We start from the raw sequence: 20,613 nt of genomic DNA, 5'->3' as shown, positions 1-20,613 counted from the left end.
ATGCAATTTTTAACCAAACAATTTTCTGTAAACTCTTTGATGTTACTGTCAATGATGGTCTGCAAGCGTATCTTTTTCGATAGCTTTTTTCCTCGCTGAAGATTTCAGGTAAACCTGCTCAGCCACAGCAATCACTACAATAGTGACGACTGCTACGCCAAGTACGAATGGATCTGAGTTTAGTTTAATCCAGACAAAACCGCCGAGAACCAACAGGTCAAGAAGTATGGCCACTATAGGCACCCACATCACCGCCTTTATATCCTGACGAAGGTATCGCAAAACACCCCAATGAATGGCGATATCCATAATTAGATAGAAAACAATGCCAAGCGCTGCAATTCGTGATAAGTCAAATAACGTCGTAAAAGCTAAACCCAACACCACAGTATAGACCAACGTATGTTTTTGAACGCTTCCCGGCATTCCCAAATGACGATGAGGCACCAGCTTCATCTCAGTCAACATAGCAAGCATACGAGAGACTGCGAAGATGCTAGCAAGGAGGCCGCCAGCGGTAGCTACCATTGCGATTGCAACTGTGAACCATAGACCATAGTCGCCAAGTGCTGGGCGTGCGGCGGCAGCCAAGGAGTAATCTTTAGTTTCGATGATTTCGGCAAGAGATAGATTACTAGACACCGCTAAACCGACTAGAGTGTAAATAACTACGCATATTGCGATTGATATTACAATGGCACGGCCGACGTTGCGATGAGGATTTTTTACTTCCGAGCCACTGTTGGTAATCGTGGTAAAGCCTTTAAATGCCAGTATGCCTAGCGCCGTTGCGCCAAGAAAGTCACCAACAGTATTAGTGTCACCTAATGTAGAAGAATCAACTGCAAAGCTATCAGCTAGCCAGATACCAACCAACCCGAATATAAGAATACCGACAATTTTTATAATACCGATAACCGATGCAACCCCCTGAATCCAACGATTACCAAGTAAATTGATAAAGAACGCAGCAAGAATAAGCGCGGCGCCAAGGATGGATACCATGCGACCGCTGTCATCGCCACCGAATAACTGCATAGTGTATGACCCGAACGTCCGGGCCAAAAAGCTCTGCGCTATAACCATGGAGAAATACATCAGCAGGGCATTAAATCCAGTCGGTAAACGATCTCCGTATGCCTGATGCAGGTACATTGCAACACCGCCAGCCGACGGGTAAGCGTTAGAGATTTTGATATAAGAATAGGCACTAAAAGAAACAACGATTGCGGCGGCTAGAAAAGCAAGTGGGAAAAGCGAACCCGTCATCTGAGCCATCTGACCGGTCAGAGCGAAAATACCAGCACCGATCATGACACCGGTACCTAGCATAACTGTTCCTGATAATGTCAAACTATCCTTCTGATAGCGAGTCGCTCTATCTTGCTTCATACTTATTCGACCTTAATCTATTTCTTCGTAGAACTTCAGTTTTACAGGTTATTTTTGAAGTAAGGAGTAGGTATAGTTAGAATTAAAAGACGCGATATAGTAAATAGTTTTTAAAGAAGAGCTTACTTATTGGTATCATAATATATTATTCCAACTCATCAATAAGTGCTTGCATCTCACCGATTTCACGTCTTTGGGCTTCGATAATTTCATCAGCCAATTGACGTACACGTGGATCTTCGATATCAGCACGCGAACTGGTCAAAATAGCAATCGAGTGATGCGGTATCATCGCCTGCATCCAATCCACTTGATCGACCGTTTGTTGTGATCTAACGCCCCATAAACCAAAGGCAAATAGCACGACACTAACCCCATAAACCATTAGATTGACCTTAGTCTTTTTATACATATTGGTCATAAAGGCGAGCATGATAATAGCCATCATAGCGCCCATATATAACGCCATATAAGCTCTGGTTTCGCTAAAATAAACGTGATCCCATTGATAAGTATTAAAATACATCATGATAAACATCACCACTGTGGATGTTAAAATCATTAGGGTAAATTTCACATATGGATTCATCTGATTTTTGTTGTTATTCATATTATCCCCCTATAAAAATATGTTATTAATTCCTTTATCAACTCACAATGTACAATCTTAGAACCAAAACATCACACCAGCAGTCAGACTATTAGAATCAACGTCTTCGTCCTCTTGACGACGTAAGTCTCGCGCATCACCCAAGGCGCTCTCGTAGCTGAAACCAACATAAGGCGCGAGCTGACGACTGAATGTCTCATAAGCCAGCCTAACTTCAGCTTCAAACTCATTAAATCCTTTAGTAATACCGTTATCGGTATCATCTTTGCTAAATGCCGTCAGCTCCAGCTCTGGTCTGACCACCCAACGCTGATCTAAGCGCCACTCGTACGCTGCCCCAAGATCAAGCTGGACTTGACCATCAGTATATAGATAAGCTCTTGCGTCAGTCTCAACGAAGTACGGCGCCGTACCAGCAATGCCTGCCATGATTGCGGACTTATCGTTTTCAGTATTATAAGCAATACCCGCTTCTCCATTCCAGAAGATACCGAGCGGCTTCCAATAAGCGAGTGAGCTTAGACTATCGATCTCTTTATCATCGTTAGTTTGAGCACTACCTTCACTGCGTAGAGTGACACGATTACTATCAGTACCGTACCAGCCTTCAGCTTCAAAATCGATTTGGTCATTCTCAAACTGATAGCCCAAAGTTTCTACTGACACACCCCATAACGGTAAGCTACCCATCATTACCGGTTTACCATACTGTCCATAGTCAACACCATTTGAGTAGTCGGGACTACGAGCATTAGGAGGTGGTTCGCCGCCTTGCATTCCAGACATATCCATATTCATACTGCTATGATCCATACCTGACATGTCCATACTACTGTGATCCATACCTGACATGTCCATGCCACTATGATCCATACTCGACATATCCATATCTGACATATCCATGCCACTGTGATCCATGTTCGACATGTCCATATTCGACATATCCATGTTGCCGTGATCCATATTCGACATCTCAGCAGCGTTTGCTACAGGTGACAGTAATAACAGCAAAGATGATATGCCAATAAACGGTAGACCTACTTTATACATTTTCATAATAAGGCTCATATTTAAAGGGTTAAATGACGGCAACTTCTCGAAACATGCCCGCTTCCATGTGATACAGCAGATGGCAATGCCAAGCCCAGCGCCCCGCCTCACCTGTGACATCGAAACTAATCTTTTGCGCTGGCTGCACCATTATCGTATGCTTACGTACTTGAAACTCACCTGAAGGCATCCGCAGATCGCTCCACATACCATGCAAATGCATGGGATGATTCATCATGGTGTCATTGACTAAGGTAATACGTACGCGCTCACCCGGCTTAATATTGACCGGTGCGGCATCTTTGAACATAACCCCGTCTAGAGCCCAAATATAGCGCTCCATGTTTCCCGTCAGATGTATTTCAATCTCTCTGGTGGGTTTGCGCTGCTCTGCCATTATCTCATCGCCGACAGAGCGCAACTGACTATAATTCAAAACCTTTCTATCAATGTTACGTAGATTAATACCAGGGTCATCAAGGTTCATACGCGGACTGTCCACACGCATATCGGACTTAAAGTCATATTCTGTTTTGGCATGTTTAGCGTTATAGCCATTCGATCCCATGGCGCCCATCATGTCGGCCATCGTCAGCCATTCGACTTTGTCCATAGCAGGTATCGCAGGACGAGCACCTTTTTTGGTAGCAAGCGTTGTCGCAACATAGCCTGTCCGATCTATGTTTTGAGCAAATATGGTATGCGCGTCTTTAGTGGGCGTCACGATGACATCATAAGTCTCGGCCACCCCAATACGGAAATCATCGATATCGACGGGACTGACATCAATCCCATCCGTCGCGACGACTTTCATTTTTAGGCCGGGGATGCGTACATCAAATATCGTCTGCGCTGAACCATTAATAAAACGTAGTTTGACAGGCTGTCCAGCCTTGACAAGTTGCGTCCAGTTAGCCGCTGTGGTTTTACCATTCATCAGATAGGTAAAGGTTTTTTCACCAGACAGATCAGTAAAGTCTGTCGGCATCATGCGCATCTGATTCCACATTTTGCGCTTATCAAAAGCAGCTTTTAGATCTGTTGCGGCAATATCGGACAGTAGCTTTTTAAAATCTGGTAAATGATAATTATCAAAGTCTGCACGCTGCTTAAGCAGTTTTAGCAGATTATGCGGATCGCGATGCGTCCAATCACTAAGCAGGATAACGTGATCTTCCTCGATAGGGTAGCGTTCGCGCCCTTTAGGTTCAATCACAATAGCCCCCCGCATACCGGTCTGCTCTTGGAAGCCAGTATGCGAGTGATACCAATAAGTGCCTGACTGTGTCAGTTTAAATTTGTACGTGAAGGTGCTACCCGCAGGAATACCATCAAAGCTGATACCCGGTACGCCATCCATCTCAAACGGCACTAAGAGGCCATGCCAGTGAATAGAGGTCGACTCATTCAGCTGATTATGGACTCGAATGGTGACCGTATCGCCTTCTTGCATCTTAAGCGTTGGTGCAGGCAGTGAGTCATTTATCAGCGTTGCCATGCTTGACTTGCCGTTGACCGTTATCATCTTCTCACTGACATAAAGATCAAATTCATTACCCGTTAGTATAGGTACAATGTGATCGGCTCTATCACTATTGACTACAACATTTTGGCTTTTAGTTAAAGCACTATTAGCCATCGTCGGTAGTGTGGATAGCATCGACGCGCCGAGCAAGGTGGATGACCCTGTCAAAAAACGCCTGCGGTTAAATCTGTTTTTATTCATAATATTGACCTAAGTTAATCCATGAAATGAGAGTTGAACTTATATATCTGATAACTTATTAATAGAACTACATCTGCTGCGCTGGCGACTCAATAGCCGCATACACTTGAGTGCTGCCATCCTTGTTCAATTGCATGACTTTATAGGGCATAAATTTATCTTGATATTCCATGCCCGGACTACCAACTGGCATACTCGGTACCGCAAGACCGATGGAATCAGTTGGCGGATTCGCTAGAAACTGTGCCATGTATTTGGCAGGAACGTGACCTTCAAAAACATAACCATTAGTAGTGACGGTGGTATGACAAGAGCGCATTTGCTGCGGGACACCGTAACGCTCTTTAAATAAAGATAAATCTGTAACGTCTTGCGCAGTTGCGCTTAGACCATGACCTTCGGCATAGCCTACCCATTCTTTGCAGCAGCCACAATTAGCATCTTTGTAAACTGTAGCCGAGACGTTTTGTAGAATTGTCGACCCAGTACCTGAATTAGCACTGACAGACATCATTTGCGGTTGTGGTTGCTCTATTTGAGCACTTTTGGTGGCAAACGCTGGCTCAGTTTGAGTAGAATTTGAAACACTAGTATCGGGCTGACTACAAGCCATTACTGTTGACGTTGCTACTAGTAAAAGAGCAGAAGCTGATACCTTTTTATGTCCATTGCCCATTATATTTATATAGCGTCTCATAACTTACTCCTAAGCGTCTGCTTATCTGTTGAACCTTCTAAAGATTTATACCCTATAACTAAGTGTAGTATAGGCAAAGTTTAAATCCCAAAAGGCAGCACTATTTAGCACTGCGCTTTTATAAAGGAATATGGAAGAATTAATGCTGCATTCCAGCTCCACCTTCTGACATATCCATCATGTCATCATCCAGTCTAGTGGTTAGCATGGTATACTGATTCTCATTTAACTCAGGTAGTGATCTAATAAAAGCGACCATTGCCCACATTCTATCGTCGTCATGAGAAGCACCCCATGCTGGCATGCCTGATGCCATAATACCGTGCTTAATCGCCCAAAAACTTTGCTGAGCTCCTGCATCCGTTTTATAACGATCAACTACTTGCGCATTAGTGAAATTAGGTGGCTTAGGGTATAGGCTCTCACTAAAATCAGTGCTCTCTACCCCAGGAGACAAATGGCAGCCTGCGCACATATCTTTGTAATCGGCACCGCCTGAGCTAATCATCTCTACTTTTTCTAAATCTGGAACAATAATGTCCTTGCTAGCGTAGGCTATTGAACGGGTGCGAGCCGTCTCCAAGAAATTATAAACCAATGGACTATGTCCTTGATCAGCGCCAATATTAATGACACCACTCATAACCACAGTAAAGACACCAACAATAGCGACCACGACAGTGAAAAGTACTCCTAGTAAAAACTTCATGGGTTTATCCTAAAATCTATTTTCTTTAATACCCTACTCTTAGCGTCTACAAATATTTCCTACAAACCCTTATTACTGATTGATGAAACTATCTAGCAGTAATAAAGGATTTATAAAATCAATGTTTAAGAGTCACTTTTATCTGTTACGCAGTGCTTTTGATACATTTGTTTCATTTTACCCATGTTAGCCATCATTGATTTCATAGCGGGATCGTTCATATCCATTTTGCTATGATCCATTTTTTGCATCATTTGCATATGCTTTTCCATTTTTTCACAGTTCATCTGATCTTTTTCAGCGTGCATTTTAGGATCATGTGCTAGAGCTGAGGTTGAAACGACTAGAGCGACGGCAGTGGCTACGATTGCTTTAGGTAAAGACTTTGATTTAAAGAGTGACATGGTTAATCCTTAATTGATTTAGTTGAGGGTACATAAAGCTTTAGGATATTAATTCAGTCTAAAGCATAACTTATTGATTCTGACAGAGAGATGACAGCAAGATGACAATATTGTCATCTTGCTACTTTTATATTTTAATGCTGCACGTATTCATTTAGTATGGCATCAGCATTTCTATCACGATCGCTACCATATTTTTTTATGAAATACTTTTCAGACTGCAGATGTTGATCTTGATGCTGAACTTGGCAAGCGACTCGTGCATCAACATAGCTTTTCATTTGAGCATCAGACATCTGCGCGTTATTGTGATCTAGATTTCTGGCAAACGTAGTTAAGTTATCGCAATTATCGATAATTGAAGTGCTTAGATTGGTAGTATGCGCATTAGCTGCTGATATACCGATAAGCATCGAAGCGGATAGCAGCACCACTTTTTTGAATGAACGATAGCTTTTCATATAACATCCTTAATAAATTATTAAATATTGAAACTAATTACCTGTAGTAATAATTCATAGTAGCTACTCGTATCAAGAATGAGCCGCTATGTACTATAGGTATAGATTAACAAACGAAGACTGACCATTTGATGACGAGCGCATGACATCTTTGTCAGATACCAGTCCGTTTTGTCATTTATATTGATTTGGGTATTATAAAATCATAATTATATTGAAGGATTACTATGAAAGTACTACTAGTAGAAGATGAATTAAAACTCGGCGAATATGTAAAAAAAGGCTTAAGTGAAGCAGGCTTCATTGTTGATCATCAGCTGACAGGTTTAGATGGCTACCATGCTATGATGACTGAAGAGTTTAGCGTGATACTCATGGATGTTATGCTGCCTGATGTTAGCGGTTTTGAGCTAGTACGTAATTACCGAGCGGCTGGCAAGCATACGCCAGTGTTATTTCTAACCGCAAAAGATGATTTAGATGACAAAATCAAGGGGATTGAGATTGGCGGTGATGATTATCTGACCAAACCTTTTGCCTTTGCAGAGTTAATAGTCAGGATAAAAAGCTTATTACGACGCGCCAATCAAGCCGACTATAAAAGTACGCTCATGCAAATAGCGGATCTCAAAATGGACATTGCCAAGCGCACTGTACATAGAGGAGACACGCCCATTAAACTAACCGCAAAAGAGTTCTCCCTATTACAGTTTCTATTAGAGCGCCGCGGTGAAGTATTACCACGCTCAATCATTGCTTCACAAGTATGGGATATGAACTTTGATAACGATACTAATGTGATTGATGTGGCAATAAGACGTCTGCGTATAAAAATAGACGATGAGTTTGATACCAAGCTAATTCATACTGTGCGTGGCATGGGCTACCGATTAGATGCTGTCGACGTTTCAGCTAGTAATAAAGCTGCCAGCGAAACGGAAGATAGCCAATATGATAAATAGATTGGACAATCGACGCTTACCCTTACTATGGCGAACTGTGTTTTTATTGACGATATTTGTCGTTTTATCGCAGTTGATAATCTATATCTGGGTACAGCACTCTGTTAAAGGCCATTTTGAGCAAATGGATGCTGAAATCATTACCCACGCAGCCTTTAATCTACGTAAGCGCGTAACAGAGGCGGATAACCAAATAGCCTCTCAGACACTACCTAAGCCTCAAAGTCCATCAAACACTCAACAACCGTTAAGCTCGAAAGCTTCTTCAAATCTACTTCCTACAATAGCCACAGAAAATGATGATCACCTGCATTCATCAGCGCTAGATTACGATCTAAAAACTATCATTGCTGATAAAGAGGGGCGATTGCTATCTAGTACTCCCAAAAACTTTGCTAATGAATTAAGTGCCGACTTTAACCTATTATCATTACAGCAAAATCATGATGACAGACAGTTTGTAATAAATATTAAAGACAGACGTTATCGAGCTATGGTTATTGGAGACGATGACATGCTTGCCCTTATCGCCTTACCCATTGACGTGCATCATCAGTATTTATTACAGTTTAACCGTCAAATTAGTCTGATCCTATTTGCCATCACACTACTGTTGGTTTCAATAGCAGCCTTAAGCGTGTATTGGGGTTTTGCCCCTTTATCCACTATCGTGCAAAGGATGAAAGGTATTCATCCTGAAAGATTGAGCGAAAGAGTAATAGTTAGTGATATGCCATTAGAGCTAAGACCTTTAGCAGAATCCTATAACTCGATGATGGCTAAGCTTGAAAGCAATTTTGAGTCGTTGTCGCGATTTTCAGACAATATCGCGCATGAGCTACGCACGCCAATAGCGACGCTGATTACGCAAACGCAAGTCATGTTAAATAAGCCTAGAGAGGAAGAGGAATATGTCGAACAATTACATCAGCAACATGACACCTTAGAGCAATTATCGGCGATGATTAACAACATGCTACTGCTAGCAAAAACCCAAAAAGGACTGAGTGATTCGCAAGTGACTACTGTAGATACTGAGGTCCTAATCAATAAGCTGTTAGATTACTTTGAAATGATTGCCGAGGATCGTAAAATAACTTTTGTAAAATTAGGAGATTTTAAGGCAGTATTAGGCGATGAAGGTTTATTGCAAAGGCTATTTGCTAATCTGCTATCAAACGCGATCTACTACGCCGCTAGTAATAGTGTCGTCACAATATCAGCCACTGTCAACACTCCAAATACTTCCGTTAATAATTATAAGATGCTTGAAAACGATCAAAGTAACACTCAAACCGCGAAGCAATCTTGGCTAGAGATAACTTTTACTAACCTTCTAGAAAAACCTCTAAACCAAAGCGAAGCAGATCGATTGTTTGAGCGCTTTTATCGTCATGATAAAACTAGCCAGCACCATTCAGGATCAGGTTTGGGTTTATCTATCGTTCAGGCTATTGCTAATGCTCATAAAGGGACGGTCAATATCACTATCAAAGATGAGTATTGTTTTGAAGTTACTGTAGGATTATTGATTGCTAAGTAGCATACACCTCAATATCCTAGTGTTCAAAATATTAATAATATGTAGACCTACTATAGGTCTATTTTATTTTGATAAGTCGAAAAGGCTCTGAATGCTATTATTCATATAGTGTATAAGGCTAGATTATGAAGTCTAGTTTTCTTAGGTGATGTTGTTGATATGGGGGTTTGATAAAGGCGTACTTTACTAACTGCCACTTCGGGCATAGCCCTACGCCTTGCGTCACTAAAACAGTCTCCCAGACTGTTTCTTAACGTTCCTCATTCGCGAAGTACGCCGTCGCATTTTTTAGTATTTCACGCTCCTCTTCAGCCACTTTGAGCTGACGCTTGAGCTGCTTTATTTCTTGAAGAGCACTCATAAGGTCAGGATCATATTGCTCTGTGCCGACAAGCTTGCCTTGATTGGATTTGTTATTCCAGTTTGAGAGCGTTTGCATGGCAATACCAAGCTGCTTTGCAGTCGCTGAAATATTGCCATTATTATCTGCTATTTTCTTGACAGCTTCGGCTTTAAATTCGTCACTATAAGTTCTGATTTTCTTGGTCATGGTAAACTCCTGTTATTGTGCTTAGTTTACCAAGTTTAGCTCTACGTTTTATTCAGCATAGCTCAGGCAGCTTAATTCCATTTATAAGGTGTCTTAGGTTTGGGAGGGTTACCCATATTTATTTAATGTGTAAATATTAGCTAAATATTTACAAATAACTTCCCAGTCATAATAACTGTTTACTCTTAACTCATTAATATACATTTATTCATCCAGACAAAAGACTTCTTTTTTAGATTATATCAACTAATGATATTATTCATAGTAAACACTAAGCAGCTCAAACCTGATAAATGTAAATTAGCAGCCTAATATAACAAAAGATAACAATATTTTTTATGAATAATATATCTTCAGGATCAGCTATCTAACTCATAAGATTGTTGGTATAAATGTTGGTATAATAAAATTAATATTTATAAATATCTTTTAATATCAAAAACTTAATCAATAAGCATGGTTGATACTGGGCCCACCATATTCAAACCCTTACAAGTATTGGCTTGTAAGGGTTTTTTATTGTCTAACGGTTTTAGTTCACCAGTATAGTGGCAATGAATATATAGCAGTGGGCACTATGCGGGCACTTCTAATTTTCCTGTATTTCTGCGAGCATAAGCCTCATCTGCTTGCTCAAATAAAAAAGCCCAACACTACCTCTATCGCAGTGTTGGGCTTTTTTTATCTCTTTTTTATATTAAAAAGAAGTACGGCGATAGTGACGGTATTCAGGTAACCAAAAGTTTGCCTCTATTCGGCGTTGTAAGTTTTCCGCGGTATCAGGTAGTGCCAGCTTATCTTCAACCGCTTGCACTGCTACGGCATAGGCTATTTTTTCACTAATCTCTCTGATCACTTTGATTGGCGGTAGTATAGCACCCGGTGCTTTTTGGTACTCCATAGAGATATCTGCAAGGGCTTGGCTTGCCGCCATTAGCATATTATCACTAATACTTGTCGCCTGAGCCGCCAAAACGCCAAGGCCAATACCTGGGAATATATAGCTGTTATTACACTGAGACACTTCAAAAGTCTGGCCATTAAAGGTCGTAGGAGGAAAAGGACTACCTGTTGCAATGATGGCTTTGCCACGACTCCAGTTCATCACTTCTTGCGGGGTTGCCTCCACACGAGATGTTGGGTTTGACAACGGTAATACAATTGGATGTTCCGTATTGGCGCATAACGCTTCGATGACTTCTTGGGTAAACAGACCTTTTTGGCCACTGACACCAAACAATACGGTGATTTCTGCTTGTTTAACCACTTGCGCTAAGCCCAGTTTGTTACTTTTATCCCAGTGTGCGATAGCAGATTCTTTTTGTACCAATGGTACTTGGAACTTTTGCAGCTCTGTCATGTTATCAGTCAATAGGCCATAACGATCAACCATAAATACTTGGCTACGTGCTTGCGCTTCAGTTAACCCTTCACGCTGCATTTGGCGAACAATATGTTCGGCGATACCACAACCTGCCGAACCTGCTCCTAAAAATGCGATTTTTTGCTCGCTCAGTTTTTGACCTTTATTCAAGCATGCAGCAATCAAAGTACCGACCGATACCGCAGCCGTCCCTTGGATATCATCATTGAAACAGCATAACTGGTCACGATATTTATTCAATAATGGGGTGGCATTTTCCTGTGCAAAATCTTCAAACTGTAATAACGCTTCTGGCCAACGGCGCTTAACGGCTTGAATGAATAAATCCACAAATTCATTATACTCATCGCCAGAAATACGTGGGTTTCTCCAGCCCATATACATAGGATCGTCAAGGAGCTGTTGATTATTGGTGCCAACATCTAACAAGATTGGTAAGCAATACGCTGGGCTAATACCACCGCACGCCGTGTATAAAGACAACTTACCGATTGGAATACCCATACCGCCAATACCTTGGTCGCCTAGTCCCAATATACGTTCGCCGTCAGTGACAACGATCACTTTGACGTTTTGTTTGGTGGCATTTTGCAATATATCATCGATTTGATGACGCTCAGCATATGAGACAAATAACCCCCGTTTACGGCGATAGATTTGCGAGAATTTTTCACACGCTTGACCAACGGTTGGGGTATAAATGAGCGGCATGATTTCTTCAATGTGCTGCTCAACCAAATGATAAAACAAGGTTTCATTAGTGTCTTGGATATTACGCAAATAGATATGCTTGTCCATATCACTCGTGAATGAGCGCAGCTGATGATAAGCACGCAATGACTGCTCTTCAATCGTCTCAATATTATGCGGTAGCAGCCCAGTTAAATTAAAGCTATTGCGCTCTTCTGCTGAGAAGGCACTTCCTTTATTGAGTAAAGGGGTCTCTAAAAGAGCGGGGCCAGCAACGGGAATATATAAGGGACGCTTATTTGACATGATAGAATCTTCTTCTTAAGGGCATATGAATGAAAACTGTACTAGTGCTGCATTATACATAGCATCGGCTGATATTTAACAATATGTAACAAAATCATTTTAAATATGTATGGTTTTAGAGATGTTCATCATTATGTATCTCATCCTGATTTGTATCCAATCGCTGACAATATATAATTATTTTGATAAACAATTGCCCAATCGATATAGCGGATATATACTCTTATAAAAGTATATATTTGTAAGGGAGGCTAAATTGTTTATTAATCATAAAAGATGTCCGAAATGTGATACTAGCCTAAAACGTTCCGATTGGAACTGTAGTCATTGTGGCAACCAAAATTTGACGAATTGGATGCTCACTTTGCCTATGTGGGGCATTGGCATTTTTATCTTTATAATGGTTATCCTATTGATGATTAGCAATTTTTGTAGTGCTGAGATGTTCCGGTCATTTAGCAAGAGTTACGGTGTTATGTGCTGATTATAGACATAAAAAAGCCCATCTATTGATATAGATGGGCTTTTATTTATCAAGTAGCTAATACCTATCGAGTGACTAAAGATGACTAAATAAAATCCATGCACCGATGGCAATTAGCATCACACCACCAAATATTTCAGCTCTGTGACCGATTATGGAGCCCAATGCCTTTCCTAACATCACCCCTAGCGTGACCATTATCGTAGTCGCTAGACCAATCAGACCTGCCGCCAGTAAAATATTGACCTTTACAAATGCTAGGCTCACACCAACAGCCATGGCATCAATGCTGGTACCAAATGCAGTCAAAGCAAGTTTGAAAAAAGAATGTTTCGACGGCGCTCCTGCCGTTTCATCACTTGGCTTCAATCCCTCATATAGCATATGCAGACCGAGCGCAAAAAGTATGACAAACGCGACCCAATGATCCCATGCCTCAATAAAAGACGCATCTATAAAGGTTGTAGCAGAATGACCAATTAACCAACCAATAATAGGCGTGATCGCTTCAATGGTGCCAAAAATAACGCCCATTCTCAAAGCTTCGGTAAAACGAGGGTTTTTAAGAATTGCTCCTTTACTGATTGCCACAGAAAAGGCATCCGTAGACATAGAAAAAGCAAGTAATAGAAGTGCGATAGGATTCATGTGATTTTCTCTGGTCGAGTGTAGAGTCCACGACATAGCCACACCCCCGACCTGCAGTGTAGATATATCGATGGTCTCGCCAACCGAGAGGTGTTCGTACCATGGCATGTGGCCAAGTATGTTGATACGAACGCTTTCGCAGTACGAAAGCAGGCTACTCCCCAAAGAACGCTTAGATTATCATTGATACGCTATAAGTCAATCATAAAATACTAAACCCTTCATACCAGATTTTTATAGTATGAAGGGTTTTTGATACTTTTATTTTTTACATACTGTTAGTTTTAGTAGTCGATAGTGTAGCTCAACCCATAAGTCGTGCCCGAAGCAGGCAGGCGGTTCAAATCGCCAAATGTGGTCTGATGATAAACCGTTTGATAGTCTTTGTTGAGCAAGTTATAAACCCCATAATCTACTCGACCAACTGGCATTTTTACCTGTCCCAAGACATCAAGTGTCATGTAACCTGTAACAGGTAAGGCGCTAGAGTCAGGGTCTTTTTTCTGGTCTTTAAAAGCTCTGTCATTACCGCCTATTGCCAGTGCTTGCAAGCGTATATTGCTGCCTTCATCGAATTGGTATTGCGCAAATGCGGTGCCTTTTAACGGTGTCAGACGTACGGCATCCAGCTCTAGCCAATCGCCATCCTTATCGTACTGACCGCGGGTATAGGCAACACTGCCGCCTACTTGCCATTTGTCGCTGATATCATGGCTAAGCGACCCCTCTACCCCGTAGACGCGCTCATCGGTATCAATGACTTCTACAGTATAATCATCAGTAAAGCGCACGACTTTATCTGATTCATTATAAAAACCGCTCAAGCGTGCTGCTGTATCGCCATGCTTGCCTTGCCAGCCAAACTCGTAGTTATTGATGGTAATGGGCTGTACATTGTCGGAATTAACCACAAACCCTGCGCGCACATCGCGCAGCGCACGCTGGATATCTGCGGTGGTAAACCCTTGTGAAAAGTTAGCAAATATTTGATCATTTGGGGTTAATTGATAGCTAGTACCGAGATTAAACAAGGTTTTGTCGTGATCTGTGCTACCTTTTTCTACGTCGCCTGCTTGATAGTCAATACCATAAGCGGCGCTTGTCCCACTGATAGCAGAACTATTGAAATACTCTTCAAGCAGCTGCTCATAGATGGGCGTAAAAGCATCGGTTTCTGCTTTGAGCTTTTGGTAGCGAACGCCTGCACTGGTATGCCATTTATCAGTGATGTCGACATCGGCATTGACAAAAGCGCCCCATTTATCGATAGTCGTATCTGGCCCACCATTATAAGTTAGACCATTGGGCTGGGCGCTTAGACCATTACTTGCCATAAACTCATTTAAGTTTTGCCCATAGTAAGTTTGCTCGCTGTTTTCACGCTCAAAGTCAGCGCCGTAGCTAAAAAGCGTTTTTTTGCCTGCGATTTCACTATCGGTCTGCATAGCAGCACGCAAACCTAAGACCTCGATATCAGCCTCTGATTGAGTGACAAAAGTTGCCGCGCCCAATAGCTTGCCTAATGTGTCTTTATCAGTGAGACCGTTTGCTCGCCATACCTCAGATGCTTGGGTGTCCGCAGTTTTTCCAGAGGGGTAAAAACGACCTTTCTCGTCTCGGTAGTAGCCTGTAATACTCAGATTTGAGCCTGCAATATCATCGTTGTTGTAGTTTAAGTTGACGGAGGTTTTGGTCGTCAGTGGCTCGTTTTTTATGTTGGCACCATCGATCGCTTTTAAAGATGGTTTTGCGCCAAACAATACTGCCAAACCATCACCATAATCTGGACCATAGTCGGTATCTTGCTCATCATTATAATAAGTAACGGCAAGATCAATACTTTGACTGTCCGTTAACGCCATACCCAAGCTACCATTCACACTCAAGGACTTGGTATCTTGTTGATCTGTTTGGTTGACATCAGGACTGATGCGATCGCCATGACTATCGAACTTTCCGCCTTTGGTATCGTAATCAACATCTAGACGGCCATACACTTGCTCGCCACCATAGCCTATTGTCTGACCCACATGATAACCAAATGACTCTGAGTCAAAACCACGGCTGCTACTGACACCGACTCTAGTTTGTCTGATAGGGCCATAGCCAACTAGTGACTTGGTGACGAGGTTAATCAATCCGCCCGCCGCGCCAGCACCGTAGATACTGGTGGCACCTGAGAGCACCTCTACTCGCTCAAGCTGTGCAGGATCAATGCTGTTGAGCTCGCGTGAGAGACTACGCGAACTGCTTAAGGGAACACCGTTCAGCAAAAACTGCACAGGGCGACCATGCATAGTGGTTCCATAGTTACTGGTTGAGCCACTACTGGCACCTAGACTCGGAATCAGCTGTGCCAAGATATCACCAGTGGTACGGTCACCCGTTGCCTGCATCTGAATCTCATTTTCAGTAATTACTTGAGTGACTGCGGGCATCTCACTAATTTTTTGTGCCAGCGCTGTCCCTGTTCTAGCATTGGCAGCGACTTTGATGGTATCCAAGGTCACACTAGGCACTTCCTTAGATGATGAGCTTGATGCTATTTCTGCGGTAGTTTGTATGTCTAATACGACATTCGCTGTATTGGTACTGGTTTGCGCATGTAACTGCTGGTTGATACAAAGGGTAAGAAGAGATAGAACAACGTGATGGTGGCTTTTCATAATTACTTCACTTAGGTTATTTCACTTAGTTGGATAGGTGGACAGTCGTTATATTTAGCAAATAATACTGTATGTACTAACTTTGTGAAAGACATCATAAATGATAATGATTATTATTTCTATAAAATAATCTATTATGTTTTTGTGGCAACTGGTAAGCGTTGCCATCACTTTCCTATTACGAATCGGTTCTAGCCTTTTGTCGTAGTTGGCACCTTGCGAATAAGCCATAAGAAATAGCCGCCACCGATGATGGCGGCAACCGTACCAGCAGGCAGCTCATAAGGGAAAATAACATAACGTCCGATCCAATCCGCTATCACCATGACGCCCGCCCCTAACAATGCCGCTAATGGTAACTGCCGCTCAAGCTTTACCGCCCCAAGTGACGTCGCCAAATGCGGCACCATCAAACCAATAAAGCTCAATGGTCCGACAGCTAGGGTACTGGCTGTACTCAGTGCTGCTACTAATACTAATAGTGAAAAAGTGACTGGTGTGATTGCCACACCCAAATTACGCGCGACCCCTGTGCCCAATCCAAGGACGCGCAATGGCTTGATAATCAGTAAGCTAAGTACCAATAAAATAAGCGCAATGCCAATGAGATACCAGACCGTATTGGGCTGGGCGCTATAGGTCGTACCTGATAACCAGCTGAGCATCGCTTCCAGACGCGGGTCACCTGATAGCTTGACCATGTGCATGACTCCATCCATCATGGCGGCAATACCAATACCGACCAACAATAGATAGCCTGAGCTGACTCTACGTGCTAGCCAAATGACCAACAGCAATACCGCCATCGCACCTGACAGTCCTGAAACTAGTAACGTACCTGCGCCAGCCGACAGCCCCAAACTTGGCAATAATAAAAACCCTAAAATAACCCCAAGCGCCGCGCCTGAGCTCACACCCAAGACCTCGGGACTGGCCATAGGGTTGCGAGTTAGGGTTTGTAGCAGCACCCCTGCAACAGCCAACATCAAGCCCGTTGCCGCCGCACTCAAGCTACGAGGCAGACGATATTGCTGTGTCAGCGCCCAATCCGTACTAAATCCCCAACCATTAATATCCTGTACAAAAAAGCATGCCAACATTATTGTGATGATAACTCCAACGCTCCATCGCCAAAACACAACGGTCTTGTTTTGACCGCTCATCATAGGGGTGACGGTTTCTATGTGCTCACGACGCTGGCGCAAAATCAGCCAAATAATCAGTGGCGCTCCGAGGATACCCGTCATGGCGCCAGCGGGGATTTGCATACCTAGTATCGGCTCAAGCAATAAGGCAACATTACTGGTTAATAACAACAGTAGAGCACCCAGCCCAAACGCCGCTACCAAACGTTTACCAATGGATGAGATACCCATCGCATTGACCAAGCTTGCTGCGCCAAGGCCAATAAAACCAATCAAGCCAACCTCGCTAATGACCAATGCCGTCACCATCGCCACGATGAGCACCACCAGCGCGCGAATACCATTGATCGGTACGCCAAGACGCCTTGCTTGCGAGTCATCTAAACTCATCAGCGTCAGTGGCTTTAATAAAGGTAAGCACGCTATCGTCATTAAGATAGCCGTTACTACTAGTATTTGACTGGTGTCCCAGCTACTTTGAGCTAAGAACCCAGCCGCCCATGACAGTATGCCATTACTGCGCTCAGCGAAAAATAGCACCAATACGTTGGCGACCGCTGCTAGCAAAATATTCACAACCAAACCGGCTAATATCAAAATCAGCGAGTTAAATCGGCTAGGTGCAGATAAGGCAAACACCAAACCCATACTTATAATGGCACCGACAAAGGCCACATAAATGCCACCATAAATGGCCAAACTGGGTAGAAATAACGTCACAATCAGCATGGCCAATTGTGCGCCTACCCCTACCCCCAACGTAGTATCTGATGCCAATGGGTTTTTGACCAGCTGCTGTAGCAAAATACTGACCACGCCCAACAACCCGCCTGCTAATAATGCCACTACACTGGTCGCAACCAAATGCAGCTGCGTCGCCATACTAACAATGTCCAGTTGCAAGCTTGGTAAAAATAGCTCACTGATCGGACGCGTCCATTCTTGATCTAATAGTGTCCAACCACTCCATACTGATAAAACCATTAGCCCTATGAAAGTAATCCACAATCGCCAAGATGTACTAATCAATGAAGAAATATCAGGTCTGCTCGGTGGGGGCTTAGACGATGAAGTAATTGCTGAATAGGAGCGTGAAACTGAGGTCATAGCATTAGTACTATTATTGGTATTAGTAGAGTTAGTATTAGTCGTCGAAGTATCAGTATGGATAGTCATAATGTGGCACCGCCTTTCAACGAAACCGTCGATAGATTATTTGCCAAACTGACTAGTGACGACATACCGCCATAAATCCATACTGGCGGTAATTGGGCCATACAGCGATTATTCCCATAACCTAGACGCTGCCATACTAAACTGTCCTCAATCTCAGCTTTAGTGATTGGGCTCATTGGATCTATGATAAGTAAGCAGGTCTCATCATCTAACTGCGCCAAATCTTTCATGCGTATTGGAAAAAACCCCCATGCATTCCCCTTACCTAAGACCATAAGCTCTTTATCCATCTGATCTAATGCCACTTTGAATAGACTGTTATCGACATACATACGCATGTTATTGGTATCAATAAACTGTACGACAGCGAATTTTTTGACTTTTGGATAGCGCTTTTGGAGATGCTGACTGGCAAGCTGTATCTCTTTTTGACTTTGCACAATGTAGTCTTCTGCCAGTTTTGGGTTTTCAATAAGCGCACCAAGCGCTCGTGTCGGTTCGGTATAGTCAGCCCATGTTGCTATCTCCCCTTTTGCTGCAAACATCACTGACTCGGCAGGCACATCACCGTATAGGCTGCGGGCATGCTCATAAAAATAGTTATCTATGACCATATCAACAGGGAGCTGGGCGACTAACTCGGCATTAGGCTGATAACGAATACCAATGTCTGTGGTCGACGCCGGGAGATTAGGGCGACCCACCCACCGATCCCATACTCTGATATCACCAGTCGCAATCGGCGCATGTCCCATCGCAGTCAGCGTCGCGGCATTGCCCCAATCAGGGGAGACGATATTGATACTGTCACTATTAATACGGTCGCTATTAATAATGACAGTATGGCTGTTTTCTGTTGCAGCGATATTGTCAGGAGGTGATTCATCAAAGTGAGTAATATCTTTGTCGGATGCCGAGTGACTACAAGCGGACAATGTCAACGAGGTGAGCATGGCAAAAGCTAAGAGAGTGAGCCATTTAGATACGACGACTGGCGACGCAAGTACTGATGTGGCTACCGAGTGCCTTGGCGATTGATATTGATAAAAAACAGAAAACACAACAGGAAACATAGGGGCATATCTTTTTAGGCGAGTATGGGTGAAAAAGAAGCGATCTGATGTCAAGCAACTGCAACGGGCTGCCCTGTTATAGGATGATTAAGCAGTTGCATATCAACGTTAAAAATATCGCGTAATACCTCAGATTGCATCGTGCTTTTGATATTGCCATTGTGACAAACTCGGCCGTTTTTTAGCGCGATGATACGATCCGCATACTGCGCGGCCAGATTAATATCATGAATAATAATCACCACACTCAACCCCTGCTCATCTACCAAACGACGGATAAGCTGAATGACTTCAATCTGATAATGCATATCCAGCGCAGCGAGCGGCTCATCAAGCAATAGATACTTGGTGTCTTGCGCCAAGCACATCGCAAGCCAAGCACGGGCACGCTCACCGCCTGATAGTGTGGCCGTGATACGATCAGCAAACGCTTCTGTTTGGGTCACCTTTAGCGCTTGCTCAACTTTATCTCTATCTACTTGGGTTGGCTTTTGTAGCCACTTTTGATGCGGATAGCGTCCGAGCATCACAAGCTCACGAACAGTAAACCCAGCAGCGTTCGGCAGTTGCTGCGGTAGATAGGCCATTTGACGCGCCAGCTCTTTACTACCGTAATCACTGATGCGAGTATCATCCAAGGTAATACTCCCGCCACTACTCTCCATCTCGCCTGCCAATGCTTTGATCAGGGTCGACTTGCCTGAACCATTATGTCCAACCAGCGCCACCAACTGCTTGGTATCAATCTCGCAGCTCACGTTATCTAATAAAGTATTCCCTTGACGACTGATGGTCAGTTGGTTTGTACGTAGCATATAGGCACTCATTATTGATAGAAAATTGGAAAAGTAAGGCTCGATGACAGTTATTTTTTTGCAGCATTTTTGTCTCGAAACACTTTATTGAAGCGCTGTTTTAAAGCATGGACTTAAAAACA

16 protein-coding genes, 1 pseudogene and 1 riboswitch are annotated in these 20,613 nt (G+C 43.0%); of the genes and pseudogenes, 2 read left to right on the top strand and 15 right to left on the bottom strand.

All coding sequences use genetic code 11. From position 1 onward, the window contains the following. Positions 1–48: 48 nt before the first annotated feature. The 8 genes from ACTXGK_RS21040 to ACTXGK_RS21005 form a co-directional block, all read right to left on the bottom strand. Positions 49–1,392 carry an APC family permease gene (locus ACTXGK_RS21040; RefSeq protein WP_265089590.1) on the bottom strand — a complete coding sequence of 448 codons (1,344 nt, stop codon included), beginning with the start codon at positions 1,390–1,392 and terminating at the stop codon, positions 49–51. 145 nt (positions 1,393–1,537) lie between these two features. Next, positions 1,538–2,002: a DUF305 domain-containing protein gene (locus tag ACTXGK_RS21035; RefSeq protein ID WP_443517174.1), complete on the bottom strand. Its 465-nt coding sequence runs from the start codon at positions 2,000–2,002 to the stop codon at positions 1,538–1,540. Positions 2,003–2,059: 57 nt separating this feature from the next. Continuing rightward, entirely contained in the window at positions 2,060–3,058 is a 999-nt protein-coding gene (locus tag ACTXGK_RS21030) for a copper resistance protein B (RefSeq protein WP_443517175.1), read from the bottom strand. 22 nt (positions 3,059–3,080) lie between these two features. Then, complete coding sequence (locus ACTXGK_RS21025) at positions 3,081–4,778, bottom strand: copper resistance system multicopper oxidase (RefSeq protein WP_443517177.1); 1,698 nt, start codon at positions 4,776–4,778, stop codon at positions 3,081–3,083. Positions 4,779–4,845: 67 nt separating this feature from the next. Continuing rightward, a complete protein-coding gene (locus ACTXGK_RS21020; protein WP_071001781.1) occupies positions 4,846–5,475 on the bottom strand; it encodes a DUF411 domain-containing protein in 630 nt (209 codons plus the stop codon). A 139-nt stretch (positions 5,476–5,614) separates the two neighbouring features. Further along, complete coding sequence (locus ACTXGK_RS21015) at positions 5,615–6,184, bottom strand: c-type cytochrome (RefSeq protein WP_199508202.1); 570 nt, start codon at positions 6,182–6,184, stop codon at positions 5,615–5,617. A gap of 125 nt (positions 6,185–6,309) precedes the next feature. Beyond that, positions 6,310–6,588, bottom strand: a complete 279-nt coding sequence (locus ACTXGK_RS21010) for a hypothetical protein (RefSeq protein WP_193006275.1) — start codon at positions 6,586–6,588, stop codon at positions 6,310–6,312. A 134-nt stretch (positions 6,589–6,722) separates the two neighbouring features. Next, positions 6,723–7,049, bottom strand: coding sequence for a hypothetical protein (locus tag ACTXGK_RS21005; RefSeq protein ID WP_093068413.1), 327 nt, complete (start codon positions 7,047–7,049; stop codon positions 6,723–6,725). Between the two features lie 227 nt (positions 7,050–7,276). On the opposite strand from ACTXGK_RS21005, the gene ACTXGK_RS21000 reads away from it, so the two are divergent. Together ACTXGK_RS21000 and ACTXGK_RS20995 are read left to right on the top strand one after the other, a co-directional pair. Next, positions 7,277–8,011 (top strand): heavy metal response regulator transcription factor, encoded by a 735-nt coding sequence (locus tag ACTXGK_RS21000; protein ID WP_025645672.1) that lies wholly within the window; start codon positions 7,277–7,279, stop codon positions 8,009–8,011. Beyond that, a complete protein-coding gene (locus ACTXGK_RS20995; protein WP_443517181.1) occupies positions 8,001–9,554 on the top strand; it encodes an ATP-binding protein in 1,554 nt (517 codons plus the stop codon). Before ACTXGK_RS21000 ends, ACTXGK_RS20995 begins: the two co-directional genes overlap by 11 nt. A 286-nt stretch (positions 9,555–9,840) precedes the next feature. On the opposite strand, the pseudogene ACTXGK_RS20990 reads toward ACTXGK_RS20995, so the two are convergent. From ACTXGK_RS20990 to ACTXGK_RS20960, 7 genes and pseudogenes are all read right to left on the bottom strand, one after another. After that, positions 9,841–10,104: pseudogene (locus tag ACTXGK_RS20990) on the bottom strand (transposase); the annotation flags it as partial. A 697-nt stretch (positions 10,105–10,801) separates the two neighbouring features. Then, positions 10,802–12,484, bottom strand: coding sequence for an NAD-dependent malic enzyme (locus tag ACTXGK_RS20985; protein ID WP_443517183.1), 1,683 nt, complete (start codon positions 12,482–12,484; stop codon positions 10,802–10,804). 559 nt (positions 12,485–13,043) lie between these two features. Then, positions 13,044–13,616, bottom strand: coding sequence for a manganese efflux pump MntP (locus tag ACTXGK_RS20980; protein ID WP_443517185.1), 573 nt, complete (start codon positions 13,614–13,616; stop codon positions 13,044–13,046). Between the two features lie 7 nt (positions 13,617–13,623). Continuing rightward, positions 13,624–13,791: riboswitch (yybP-ykoY riboswitch) on the bottom strand. Between the two features lie 109 nt (positions 13,792–13,900). Further along, entirely contained in the window at positions 13,901–16,282 is a 2,382-nt protein-coding gene (locus ACTXGK_RS20975; RefSeq protein ID WP_443517187.1) for a TonB-dependent receptor, read from the bottom strand. A gap of 191 nt (positions 16,283–16,473) precedes the next feature. Next, positions 16,474–18,603, bottom strand: coding sequence for a Fe(3+)-hydroxamate ABC transporter permease FhuB (gene fhuB / locus ACTXGK_RS20970; RefSeq protein ID WP_443517189.1), 2,130 nt, complete (start codon positions 18,601–18,603; stop codon positions 16,474–16,476). Further along, positions 18,600–19,676, bottom strand: coding sequence for an ABC transporter substrate-binding protein (locus ACTXGK_RS20965; RefSeq protein ID WP_443517191.1), 1,077 nt, complete (start codon positions 19,674–19,676; stop codon positions 18,600–18,602). The genes fhuB and ACTXGK_RS20965 overlap by 4 nt, the downstream gene beginning before the upstream one ends. Before the next feature lie 50 nt (positions 19,677–19,726). Then, the gene (locus ACTXGK_RS20960) at positions 19,727–20,491 is read right to left on the bottom strand and encodes an ABC transporter ATP-binding protein (protein WP_443517193.1); all 765 of its coding nucleotides are present in this window, start codon (positions 20,489–20,491) and stop codon (positions 19,727–19,729) included. Positions 20,492–20,613 lie beyond the last annotated feature (122 nt).

Source organism: Psychrobacter sp. T6-5, from assembly GCF_052258485.2.
GTDB lineage: Bacteria > Pseudomonadota > Gammaproteobacteria > Pseudomonadales > Moraxellaceae > Psychrobacter.
Note: the sequence above shows the minus strand (reverse complement) of the source record. Positions and strands in the feature narration are given on the sequence as shown.

Coding starts and splice junctions, on each gene's coding strand:
- ACTXGK_RS21035 (WP_443517174.1), bottom strand. CDS start 2,002: ATGAATAACAACAAAAATCAGATGAATCCATATGTGAAATTTACCCTA.
- ACTXGK_RS21040 (WP_265089590.1), bottom strand. CDS start 1,392: ATGAAGCAAGATAGAGCGACTCGCTATCAGAAGGATAGTTTGACATTA.
- ACTXGK_RS20980 (WP_443517185.1), bottom strand. CDS start 13,616: ATGAATCCTATCGCACTTCTATTACTTGCTTTTTCTATGTCTACGGAT.
- ACTXGK_RS21005 (WP_093068413.1), bottom strand. CDS start 7,049: ATGAAAAGCTATCGTTCATTCAAAAAAGTGGTGCTGCTATCCGCTTCG.
- ACTXGK_RS20985 (WP_443517183.1), bottom strand. CDS start 12,484: ATGTCAAATAAGCGTCCCTTATATATTCCCGTTGCTGGCCCCGCTCTT.
- ACTXGK_RS20965 (WP_443517191.1), bottom strand. CDS start 19,676: ATGTTTCCTGTTGTGTTTTCTGTTTTTTATCAATATCAATCGCCAAGG.
- ACTXGK_RS21015 (WP_199508202.1), bottom strand. CDS start 6,184: ATGAAGTTTTTACTAGGAGTACTTTTCACTGTCGTGGTCGCTATTGTT.
- ACTXGK_RS20975 (WP_443517187.1), bottom strand. CDS start 16,282: ATGAAAAGCCACCATCACGTTGTTCTATCTCTTCTTACCCTTTGTATC.
- ACTXGK_RS21030 (WP_443517175.1), bottom strand. CDS start 3,058: ATGAAAATGTATAAAGTAGGTCTACCGTTTATTGGCATATCATCTTTG.
- ACTXGK_RS20995 (WP_443517181.1), top strand. CDS start 8,001: ATGATAAATAGATTGGACAATCGACGCTTACCCTTACTATGGCGAACT.
- fhuB (WP_443517189.1), bottom strand. CDS start 18,603: ATGACTATCCATACTGATACTTCGACGACTAATACTAACTCTACTAAT.
- ACTXGK_RS20960 (WP_443517193.1), bottom strand. CDS start 20,491: ATGCTACGTACAAACCAACTGACCATCAGTCGTCAAGGGAATACTTTA.
- ACTXGK_RS21025 (WP_443517177.1), bottom strand. CDS start 4,778: ATGAATAAAAACAGATTTAACCGCAGGCGTTTTTTGACAGGGTCATCC.
- ACTXGK_RS21000 (WP_025645672.1), top strand. CDS start 7,277: ATGAAAGTACTACTAGTAGAAGATGAATTAAAACTCGGCGAATATGTA.
- ACTXGK_RS21010 (WP_193006275.1), bottom strand. CDS start 6,588: ATGTCACTCTTTAAATCAAAGTCTTTACCTAAAGCAATCGTAGCCACT.
- ACTXGK_RS21020 (WP_071001781.1), bottom strand. CDS start 5,475: ATGAGACGCTATATAAATATAATGGGCAATGGACATAAAAAGGTATCA.